At 54.8% G+C, this 10,032-nt stretch carries 11 protein-coding genes and 1 tRNA gene (1 of these 12 cut by a window edge); 11 read left to right on the top strand and 1 reads right to left on the bottom strand.

Translation table 11 applies throughout. The features are described from left to right. Positions 1-10: 10 nt before the first annotated feature. From B2T33_RS18985 to B2T33_RS19035, 11 genes are all read left to right on the top strand, one after another. Positions 11-133, top strand: coding sequence for a hypothetical protein (locus B2T33_RS18985; RefSeq protein ID WP_255356190.1), 123 nt, complete (start codon positions 11-13; stop codon positions 131-133). Positions 134-139: 6 nt separating this feature from the next. Beyond that, positions 140-730, top strand: a complete 591-nt coding sequence (locus B2T33_RS18990) for a cytochrome c oxidase assembly protein (RefSeq protein ID WP_286792886.1) — start codon at positions 140-142, stop codon at positions 728-730. A gap of 85 nt (positions 731-815) precedes the next feature. Further along, positions 816-1,616 (top strand): cytochrome c oxidase subunit 3, encoded by an 801-nt coding sequence (locus tag B2T33_RS18995; RefSeq protein ID WP_008889200.1) that lies wholly within the window; start codon positions 816-818, stop codon positions 1,614-1,616. A gap of 26 nt (positions 1,617-1,642) precedes the next feature. Further along, positions 1,643-2,008: a DUF983 domain-containing protein gene (locus tag B2T33_RS19000; protein WP_286792887.1), complete on the top strand. Its 366-nt coding sequence runs from the start codon at positions 1,643-1,645 to the stop codon at positions 2,006-2,008. A 6-nt stretch (positions 2,009-2,014) separates the two neighbouring features. Then, on the top strand, positions 2,015-2,746 hold the full coding sequence (locus tag B2T33_RS19005) for an SURF1 family protein (protein WP_286792888.1): 732 nt from the start codon (positions 2,015-2,017) through the stop codon (positions 2,744-2,746). A gap of 65 nt (positions 2,747-2,811) precedes the next feature. Then, complete coding sequence (locus B2T33_RS19010) at positions 2,812-4,299, top strand: carboxypeptidase M32 (protein ID WP_286792889.1); 1,488 nt, start codon at positions 2,812-2,814, stop codon at positions 4,297-4,299. 115 nt (positions 4,300-4,414) lie between these two features. Continuing rightward, entirely contained in the window at positions 4,415-4,834 is a 420-nt protein-coding gene (locus B2T33_RS19015; RefSeq protein ID WP_063088567.1) for a cyclic nucleotide-binding domain-containing protein, read from the top strand. 186 nt (positions 4,835-5,020) lie between these two features. Then, positions 5,021-6,418, top strand: coding sequence for a threonine synthase (gene thrC / locus B2T33_RS19020; RefSeq protein ID WP_286792890.1), 1,398 nt, complete (start codon positions 5,021-5,023; stop codon positions 6,416-6,418). A 47-nt stretch (positions 6,419-6,465) separates the two neighbouring features. Further along, positions 6,466-7,725: a M16 family metallopeptidase gene (locus B2T33_RS19025; protein ID WP_197146028.1), complete on the top strand. Its 1,260-nt coding sequence runs from the start codon at positions 6,466-6,468 to the stop codon at positions 7,723-7,725. A 120-nt stretch (positions 7,726-7,845) separates the two neighbouring features. After that, positions 7,846-8,766 carry an ROK family protein gene (locus B2T33_RS19030; protein ID WP_286792891.1) on the top strand — a complete coding sequence of 307 codons (921 nt, stop codon included), beginning with the start codon at positions 7,846-7,848 and terminating at the stop codon, positions 8,764-8,766. 176 nt (positions 8,767-8,942) lie between these two features. Beyond that, on the top strand, positions 8,943-9,914 hold the full coding sequence (locus B2T33_RS19035) for a sensor domain-containing diguanylate cyclase (protein WP_286792892.1): 972 nt from the start codon (positions 8,943-8,945) through the stop codon (positions 9,912-9,914). A 95-nt stretch (positions 9,915-10,009) separates the two neighbouring features. Here B2T33_RS19035 and B2T33_RS19040 read toward each other — a convergent pair. Next, a tRNA-Gln gene (locus B2T33_RS19040) sits at positions 10,010-10,032 on the bottom strand; it runs 143 nt beyond the window's last position.

Genomic DNA, 10,032 nt, shown 5'->3' on the forward strand with positions numbered 1-10,032 from the left:
GCACCCCAAAATGAGCAAAGCCGAACTCGAAGCGTTTTACGCCAAGCGTAAAAAGAAGAACTGGGCGTTTTTGGTGATTTTGACCAGCCTGATTGTGCTGTTCTTTGCGATCACGATTTTGAAGATGAGCTAGGAAACCATGGCTGATCAGAAACACACAGATAGTATCAAGGCACGCAACAAGCGCGTGATGCTGAGTTGTGCCGCCGTCGTTGGCGGCATGATCGGTCTGTCCTATGCGTCGGTTCCGCTTTATGAGCTGTTTTGTCAGGTAACCGGATTTGGCGGCACGCCACAGGTTGGCAAGGATGCCGGGGTCGAGGTTTCGGAAAAAACCATCAAGATCCGTTTCAATGCAGATATCAATTCGGGTTTGCCCTGGCAGTTCAAACCCGAACAACGTGAAATCACCGTCCGTCTGGGCGAAGACAATCTGGCCTATTACATGGCCGAAAACATGTCTGTGAAGCCGATTACCGGTCAGGCTGTCTATAATGTGACGCCGCTAAAAGCCGGGCAGTATTTCAGCAAGATCGCGTGTTTCTGTTTTGACGAGCAAACCCTTCAACCGGGCGAGCGCGTTGACATGCCGGTCAGTTTCTATGTCGATCCGGCAATTGCCGACGACATCAATACCCAGGACGTGAAGACGATTACCCTGTCATACACTTTCTTCAAATCCGAGGCATCGGTTGAAGTAAATGACGGGAACGAAGATCAGGGAGGCTGACAGAACACGGTTTCGTGGACTGGACGGTCTTTGGTTAACAAAGCGAACTTAGAGTTTCTTTTGTAAGGATTGAGGGGGGCAAGGAATGAGTGATCATGCACAAAAGCATCCGTTCCACCTGGTAGACCCGAGCCCGTGGCCGCTGGTGGCTGCGGCGTCCGCCGGTCTTTTTACCGGTGGTATGGTCATGTTCATGCATTCGGACCGTGCGCCAGCTGACTTCTGGCTGGCGGCGATCGGCATTGCAGGCATTCTGTTTGTGATGTTCCGTTGGTGGAGCAACGTGATCAGCGAATCACACATCTATCATAACAAGGTCGTTCAGATCGGCCTGCGTTACGGGATGTCGCTGTTCATTGCATCCGAGGTGATGTTCTTTGTCGCCTTCTTCTGGGCATTCTTCCACAACGCGTTTGTGATCTTCAGCCCCGGCGTGACCGAATGGCCGCCCGCAGGCGTTGAAGTGCTTGATCCGTGGGATCTGCCGTTCCTGAACACCCTGATCCTGCTGCTGTCGGGTTGCACCCTGACCTGGGCGCATCATGGCATCCTGGAAGGCAAGAAAAAGGACCTTGTTCAGGGTCTGGCACTGACCGTTGGTCTTGGCGTCATCTTCCTGTTCCTGCAGGCATATGAATACAGCCACGCGGCATTTGGCTTCTCTGACAACATCTATTCCTCGACCTTCTACATGGCGACCGGTTTCCATGGTTTCCACGTGTTTGTCGGGACAGTGTTCCTGGCGGTGTGCCTTGTGCGCGCGATGAAAGATGGCTTCAAACAGGATCATCACTTTGGTCTCGAAGCAGCAGCCTGGTACTGGCACTTCGTTGACGTTGTCTGGCTGTTCCTGTTCTTTGCCGTTTACATCTGGGGTGGCGAATAAGCCGTCGTCAGGTGACACAAAAGATCATGGATGATTATTATCCAAACCTTTCCCCCATTCGTACCGGGTTGGCATGCAAATGCCCCCGCTGCGGTGGGGGAAAGTTGTTTTCGGGCTATTTGACAGTGCGTGAAACCTGCGAGGTTTGCGGACTGGATTTGCGCGGCCATGATTCCGGTGATGGTCCGGCTGTTTTCATCATCTTTATTCTCGGATTTCTGGTGGTGCCGATGGCGCTATGGGTCGAAATGACCTATATGCCTCCACTCTGGCTGCACGCGGTTGTGTGGGGACCGGTGATCATTGGTTTGACGCTGGTCTTGCTAAGGCCGCTTAAAGGCATCATGGTGGCGCTGCAATACTGCCACCGATCGACATCCGAACAGGACTGACCCTTCATGCCACTTCTTAAAACGCGTCCCAGTCTGGCGATGAAAATTTCCGCCGGACTGTCTCTGATCATTCTTTTGGGGCTTGGTTCCTGGCAGGTTGACAGACTGTTCTGGAAAAAAGACCTGATCGAAATGCGCCAGGCGCAGGCACAAATGCCGCCAATTGCCGTGCCGACCGATACCATCCTTGACCCCGATATGGCATTTCGCGCAGCCTATGCCGAAGGTCGTTACCTGAACGATCAGGAAAAATACCTGATGGCGCGCACCCGGCGCGGCAATGTCGGTTTTCAGTTGATCACCCCGCTTGAACAGGAAGATGGCCGCATCATTTTGGTCAATCGTGGCTGGGTGCCCCAGGATTACCGCGAACCTGAAACCCGCCCCGACAGCCTGATCGAGGGTCCGGTGCGGGTATCGGGTGTGTTGCGCCTGCCAAGCGAAAAGCATTGGGCGCAGCCGGAAAATGACGCGATCCGCAATCAATGGTTCTATGTCGATGTGAATCACATGGCCGAAGATACCGGTGCGGACCTTGCCAGCCCTTATTATCTCGAACTCGATGATACGCCGATCCCGGGCGGATTGCCGATTGGCGGGCAGGCCAAGGTTGAGTTGCCCAACAACCATCTGGAATATGCCATCACCTGGTATAGCCTTGCACTTACCCTGATCGTGATGTTTGTCCTTTATCACCGCCGCCCAACCAGCGATGACGAAAAAGACGCGCAAGCCTGATCTTGTCGCCACCAGTTGACTGATATTTTGCGGAAAGCAGCCGGACTGCCCGCGAAGGAGTTCCCATGACCGAAGCGTATAAAAAGCTCGAAGCCCGTTTTCACCGTATGAGTGTCCTGTCCGGTATTGGCGGGATGTTGCACTGGGATATGGCTGTGATCATGCCGGACGGTGGTGCAGATGCCCGTTCCGAACAACTTGCAACATTGAGTGTTCTGGAGAACGAACTGATTAATGCGCCGGATCTGGGCGATTTGATCAGCAGTGCGGAAAGCGAGCAGCTTGACGATTGGCAGCAGGCAAATCTGGCGGAGATGAAGCGTGCATGGGTTCATGGCACGGCGGTGCCAGTCGACTTGGTGGAAAAGATGTCACGGGCGGAAACCCGCTGTGAAGTGGCATGGCGCAAGGCGCGCGCCGACAACGATTTCAAGGGGCTTCTGCCGCACTTGCAGGAAGTACTTGATCTGTCGATTGAGGCTGGCAAAGCCAAGGCAGAGGCATTGGGTACCTCGGTATACGATGCGCTGTTGGATCAGTATGATCCGATGATGCGCTCTGATCGGATTGATAGCCTGTTTGCCGAGCTGGAAAGCTTCCTGCCCGATTTTACCGCCGATGTGATTGAACGCCAGAAATCCGAAGACAAGCCGGTTAAACCAACCGGTCCGTTCGCGATTGAAACGCAGAACCGCATTGGCCTTGATCTGATGAAGGCGGTTGGTTTCGATTTTGATCATGGGCGGCTGGATATTTCCCATCATCCGTTCTGTGGCGGCATTCCGGAAGATGTGCGTTTGACCACGCGCTATGACGAGAATGATTTTACCTCGGCCATCATGGGGGTTCTTCACGAAACCGGTCATGCCATGTATGAGCGCGGATTGCCCGCCGATTGGCAAAACCAGCCGGTGGGCAAGGCGCGTGGCATGACCATGCATGAAAGCCAGTCGCTTCTGGTGGAAATGCAGGCCTGCCGGTCGGAAGAGTTCCTGACCTATGCTGGCCCCGTGTTCAAGGAAGCCTTTGGCGGTGACAACGCCGCGTGGGGGGCTGCAAACCTGCATCGCCTTTATACCCGCGTTGAGCCGGGCCTGATCCGTGTTGATGCTGACGAGGTGACCTATCCGGCGCATGTGATCTTGCGCTATCGGTTGGAGCGCGCGCTGATCGAAGGCGACATGAAGCTTGCCGATCTGCCCGGCGCCTGGAACGAGTTGATGCAGAAACTTCTGGGCATTGTCCCCGAAGATGACCGTAATGGCTGCATGCAGGATATCCACTGGCCATCGGGCGCATGGGGATATTTCCCGACCTATACGTTAGGGGCGATGGCCGCAGCGCAAATCTTTGCCGCAGCCAAGGAATCCAACCCTGAAATACCCAACGCATTGTCGCGTGGTGATTTCGCCCCCTTGATGGGCTGGCTTCGCACAAACATTCACAGTCAGGCCTCAAGCAAATCCACCGATGCCATCCTTGAGGCCGCGACCGGAAAGCCCCTTGGCGTGGATGCCTTCAGGACCCATCTTGAGAATAGGTACGGCCAGTAAATTCAATTGAATGGGCCCGGCAATCTGCTAGCATTGATTTATTGATCGGTGATACACGCGGCCATCGATCCTCGGGACAAGAAGTTCCCAAACCTTTCATGGGCTCTGCAAACACATGGGCATAACCGACGGCAACAAGAAGGTGATGGACCGACAGGTCTTTGCCATCGATCAGGTTATTTTCCGGGAAGGAAAGCCTGGAAACGCTGCCTATGTCGTGCAGGAAGGCAAAGTCGAAATCTTCAAGACGCTGGGCGAAGGCAAAGAGGTTATTCTCGGCTCGATCGAGGCCGGTGGTCTTTTTGGTGAACTTGCACTTGTCGATAATCAGCCGCGCATGGCCTCTGCCCGGGCAAAAGAACGTACCGTTTTGATCGCGATCAGCCGCCAGACGTTTGAAAAGAAAATGTCGGGGTCGGACCGGTTTATCAAAGCCGTGTTGCGAATCCTTCTGGGCAACTACCGTACGGTCGTGCGCCGGGCGGCATTGGCTGAGTCGAAGCTCAAGGAACATGGCATTCCGCTTGACGGTTAGGGTGGGCTTAATGCGGGGTGGGGCCGTGGCTTGCGCGATAATGCGTAAAGCACGGCAGGCTTGCTGCATTGTCCCTTGACTATATCTGCTCAAACCCTCACTAAATCAGGCTTTGGCGTGTTGTTTGGGGGCGATTTGCGCCCAAATGCACGCAACCGATATTCGCCTTATGCAGGAGCAGGTCTAGTGCGCTATGTCAGCACGCGGGGAAGCGCCCCCGTTTTGCAGTTCGATGAAGTTCTTCTTGCCGGTCTGGCCCGTGACGGGGGGCTTTATGTTCCCGAAACATGGCCGACCTTTTCCAAGGATGACATTCGTGCTCTGCGAACTCTGACTTATGCCGAAGTGGCCTTCAAAGTCATCCAGCCGTTTGTTGCCGGCACTGTTGATGACGACGCCCTTAAGACCATTCTCGAAGACACCTATCGCGGCTTTGATCACGAAGCGGTCGCACCGCTTAAACAGCTTGGCCCGAATGACTGGGTGATGGAGCTGTTCCATGGCCCGACGCTGGCGTTCAAGGATTATGCGCTTCAGGTGGTTGGCCGTCTGTTTGATCATGTTCTGGCCAAACGTGGCGAGCGCATCACCATTGTTGGTGCGACGTCGGGTGATACCGGATCGGCCGCGATCGAGGCCTGCCGCGATCGCGAAAATATCGACATCTTTATCCTGCATCCCAAAGGCCGCGTTTCGGAAGTTCAGCGTCGTCAGATGACGACCATCTTGTCGGACAATGTGCACAACGTTGCCGTCGAAGGATCGTTTGATGATTGCCAGGATCTGGTCAAGGCGCTGTTTAACGACCATGGCTTCCGCGATGAGGTCGGCCTGTCGGCGGTGAATTCGATCAACTGGGCGCGCATCATGTGCCAGATCGCCTATTACTTCTGGGCGGGGGTGCAGCTTGGCTCGCCGGAACGCGAAATTTCCTTCTCGGTGCCCTCGGGCAACTTCGGCAACGTTTATGCCGGTTATGCCGCCATGCAGATGGGGCTTCCGATCAAACAGTTCGTTGTCGGTGCCAACCGCAATGACATCCTTGCCCGTTTCTTTGAGACCGGGACCATGAAGATGGAAGGCGTTAAGCCGTCGCTCAGCCCGTCGATGGATATTCAGGTCAGCTCGAACTTTGAACGTTTGATGTTTGATCTTTATGACCGCGATGGGCTTGCGATTGCCGAGATGCTGACCAAGTTCCGTGAAACCGGTGTTATGGAAATGTCGCAGGGCCAGTTTGGCCGCGCGCGTGAACATTTCGATGGCTATCGACTGGATGACGAGGAAACCAAAGCCGCAATCAAGGATGTGTTGGCATCCAGTGGCGAACTGGTTGATCCGCATTCGGTAATCGGCATCGTGTCGGGCCGTCAGTGCAATCGCGACAAATCGGTACCGATGGTGGCACTGGCAACCGCACATCCGGCGAAATTCCCCGATGCGGTCAAGCAGGCGTCGGGCATCTACCCGGACTTGCCGCCGCGTCTTTCTGATCTATATGACCGACCTGAAAAGGTCGAACCAATGTCCAACGATGTGGCGGCCTTGATGGCGCATGTCCGCAAGAACCGGCGTGCAGCCTGAAGACCAGCCATGGTTGGGAAAAGAATGCGAAACAGGAGTAATGCTATATGACAGTCGAGCTCACCCAGCTTGACAATGGAATGATTGTCGCGACGGACCGCCTTGATCATGTGCAGTCGGTTGCCTTGGGCACGTGGGTTGATGTCGGGGCGCGTAACGAGACGCCTGACATTAACGGCATTTCCCATATGCTTGAACATATGGCGTTCAAGGGCACGCGTCGTCGTTCCGCGCTTCAGATTTCCGAAGAAATCGAAGCAGTTGGCGGGCAGATGAATGCCTATACCTCGCGCGAGAACACGGCCTATTATTGCAAGGTCCTGCACGAAGATCAGGAACTGGCGATTGATGTGATTGCCGACATCCTTCAGCATTCCACACTGGATGCGAAGGAACTTGAACGCGAACGCCAGGTCATCCTGCAGGAAATCGGTCAGGCCAATGACACGCCTGATGACATCATTTTCGATTACTTCCAGGAAACCGCCCTGCCAAATCAGGCGCTGGGGCGTTCGATTCTTGGCAGTCCGGAAAATGTATCGTCGCTCAGCCGCGACCATCTGTTTGATTTCATGTCACGCCGCTACAGCCCGAAACGCATGGTGTTTTCGGCATCGGGCAAGGTCGAACATGACCGCGTTGTCGATATGGTCGCGAAAAAGTTCGACAGCCTTCCGGCCCATGAAGATCACGAGATGGAGCCGCTTAAATACGAAGGCGGCAGCCGGATCGAAAACCGCAAACTTGAACAGGTGCATGTGATCTTTGGTCTGCCGACTGTGTCCTACACCGATGACAGCTTCTATGACCTGCAAGTGTTCAACACCCTTCTGGGTGGTGGCATGTCATCGCGCCTGTTCCAGGAAATCCGTGAAAAGCGCGGGCTGGTCTATTCGGTCTATAGCTTCTCGTCGCACTATGTTGATGGTGGCTTGTTCTCGATCTATGCCGGAACCGGTGCCAATGACGTTGGCGAATTGATGCCGGTCATGTGTGATGAACTGGTCCGCGCGACCGAGGATCTGACCGAAGAAGAAGTCGCACGTGCACGTGCGCAGCTCAAGGCATCTGTGGTGATGGCGATGGAAAGCAATTCCGGTCGCTGTGAAACACTTGCCCGTCAGATCCAGATTTTCGGTCGCCCGCAAAGCATGGAAGAAATCGTTGAAAAGATCGACGGTGTTGACCTTGAAAGTGTGCGTCGTTCCGGCAAGGCATTGCTGGATGGTACACCTACCGTGACGGCCCTTGGTCCTGTCGATCAGATGCCGTCCTACGACGATCTGGCAGCACGCCTGCGTAGCTAGGCTCACGCGATCTTTGAACACATTAACGGCACCTGCCTGAACCGGCTGGTGCCGTTTCTTTTTGCGGCGGTGCTTCGGCTGGTGTATCCCGATAGCAGGACAGTTCGTGGAAAGTGCAGTATGCAATATGCCTTTGACATAGGGGGCTCGAATATCGAGTTCAGTGTTTTTGATGCGGGTGGGGCGATGGTGCTTCATCACAAGGCATCGACACCGCGTGATGACCGCGATGCCTTTGTCAAAATCCTGGCGGGCTTTGTGCACGAGGCTGACGAGCAATATGGCAGATGCGATGTTGGCATCAGTCTTGCCGGTGGAATGGATCCGCAAACCGGGTCGGTCATTTCTGCCAATATTCCCGCCATCAAGGATTGGCCGCTGGCGGCCGAGCTTTCAGCCATTCTGGACCGTCCTGTTCTGGTCGAAAATGACGCCGATTGTTTTGCCTTGGCCGAGGCAACAACAGGTGCTGCCCAAAACGCACGCACCGTCTTTGCCATAATCCTTGGCACCGGGGTTGGTGGCGGCATTGTGTTCGATGGTCAGTTCGTTGGCGGCAACAGTGGTATCCGCGGCGAATGGGGGCATGGCAATGATGTCGCCGGTAGCCTCATCAAACATGGCCTGTCGGCTGTTGCCTGTGGCTGTGGGCGCACAGGGTGCCTTGATAGCTGGGGCGGGGCGCGCGGGCTTGAACGGATTTACGCGCAACTCCATGATCAGGCACCTGCAAGCCACGACATCACAACTGCATGGTTGGCCGGGGATGAGAAGGCAGCACGGGTTATCGACATCTATTGTGATCTGGTTGCCCGTGAATTGGCACTGATGGTCAATGTTTTTGATCCGGACTGCGTCCCGGTGGGCGGCGGATTGGCATCCGAGACCGCCTTGATCGCAGAGATCGACACCCGGGTGCGAAAACATGCCTTGGGGCGGTATGACGCGCCGCTGGTGGTGCCCGGCGCCTATGCCCGGGATGGCGGTTTGCGCGGGGCAGCCCTGTTGCACCGGATGACAGCACGGCCGAAATCCGGATAACCGAGCCTGTCATATCAGAAAAATATTATCCAATCAGAAGAATGGCCTATGCCTTGGTATGCTTACGGTTTAGAATTTGCCGCATGCGATTATCGGACTTAATTGTCGCACTATAACAAGGCTTTATGACTGGCGTTTTTGCGCAAAGCTGTGCCAGTCAAAAAATGGGAAATCACATGACCACCGAGTTTGAGACCGATCATCAGGGCGAAATGGCCAAAATGTTTGAACAGCGTGTTGAGGCGATCCTGAAGCTCGGTATTGAGCAGTTCGGTCTGCCAGTCGGCATCTTTAGTGCGATTGGCGAACAGACCTATGAAATTCGACAGGTGTTTCATCCGGAAAATGTCCTGACCCCGGGCATGGAATTCGATCTTGATGATACATTTTGCAGTCACGTTATTTCGGCCAGCAAAGTCTTTGCCTTTCATGATGTCAGTGAAAGCGAACTGGGATCGCATCCGGCGGGCGAAAAATTCGGGTTTGCCGCCTATCTTGGCGCACCGATTGTTGTCGAGGGCGAATGCATCGGGACCCTTGCATTTGGCAGCCCGGTACCGGTGAAGGCCTTTACCAAGCATGATATCGATCTGGTGCAGCTTTTTGCCGACTCAATCGGGCAGGCTGTTGCCCATATCCATGATCGCAAGGCACTTGATCAGGCGCGCAAGGATATCGAGCTTTCGGCCAATACCGATCCGCTGACGGGGCTCTACAATCGCCATTACATGGAAGGTATCTTGCGCACCGAGCTTGAACGTTCAAACCGTTATGGCAATGCGGTTGTGATCGGGATGGTATATTTCGACAATCTCAAGAACCTGAATGAGAAGTTTGGCTATGATGCCGGTGATGCAGCGCTGAAACTGTTTGCCAAGGTGGCCTCGGGCATGAAGCGCGAAACCGATGTCATCGCGCGCTGGAGCGACAAGGAATTCATCATCCTGATGCCTGAAACCGGGGCCGCGGGTGCGCTTAACTATCTGCAGCGCCTGACCGAGCGCGTCGGTGCCGAGGATTTCGAGGCCGGAAGCGCACATCCGAAGCTTACACTCAGCGTCGGCCTTGGCATTGCGGAGGCGGGCGATACGCTTGATAAACTGGTGTCACGCGCCAGCATCGCAATGCACCAGTCAAAGCAGTCCTGAACGGATAATAAGTGGCCGCATGTTCGTGTGCGGCCATGTTGCATCAAGCGGGCAAAAGAAAACCGCTTTGAGGAAAACCTCAAAGCGGTTTGTCTTGGCTGGGGCGGTAGGATTCGAA

This window comes from Thalassospira sp. UBA4513 (genome assembly GCF_002388495.1).
Lineage (GTDB): Bacteria > Pseudomonadota > Alphaproteobacteria > Rhodospirillales > Thalassospiraceae > Thalassospira > Thalassospira tepidiphila.

What these genes read in the sequence shown, in the direction of transcription:
- B2T33_RS18985 (WP_255356190.1), top strand. Translation starts at nt 11, where the DNA reads ATGAGCAAAGCCGAACTCGAAGCGTTTTACGCCAAGCGTAAAAAGAAG.
- B2T33_RS18990 (WP_286792886.1), top strand. Translation starts at nt 140, where the DNA reads ATGGCTGATCAGAAACACACAGATAGTATCAAGGCACGCAACAAGCGC.
- B2T33_RS18995 (WP_008889200.1), top strand. Translation starts at nt 816, where the DNA reads ATGAGTGATCATGCACAAAAGCATCCGTTCCACCTGGTAGACCCGAGC.
- B2T33_RS19000 (WP_286792887.1), top strand. Translation starts at nt 1,643, where the DNA reads ATGGATGATTATTATCCAAACCTTTCCCCCATTCGTACCGGGTTGGCA.
- B2T33_RS19005 (WP_286792888.1), top strand. Translation starts at nt 2,015, where the DNA reads ATGCCACTTCTTAAAACGCGTCCCAGTCTGGCGATGAAAATTTCCGCC.
- B2T33_RS19010 (WP_286792889.1), top strand. Translation starts at nt 2,812, where the DNA reads ATGACCGAAGCGTATAAAAAGCTCGAAGCCCGTTTTCACCGTATGAGT.
- B2T33_RS19015 (WP_063088567.1), top strand. Translation starts at nt 4,415, where the DNA reads ATGGGCATAACCGACGGCAACAAGAAGGTGATGGACCGACAGGTCTTT.
- B2T33_RS19025 (WP_197146028.1), top strand. Translation starts at nt 6,466, where the DNA reads ATGACAGTCGAGCTCACCCAGCTTGACAATGGAATGATTGTCGCGACG.
- B2T33_RS19030 (WP_286792891.1), top strand. Translation starts at nt 7,846, where the DNA reads ATGCAATATGCCTTTGACATAGGGGGCTCGAATATCGAGTTCAGTGTT.
- B2T33_RS19035 (WP_286792892.1), top strand. Translation starts at nt 8,943, where the DNA reads ATGACCACCGAGTTTGAGACCGATCATCAGGGCGAAATGGCCAAAATG.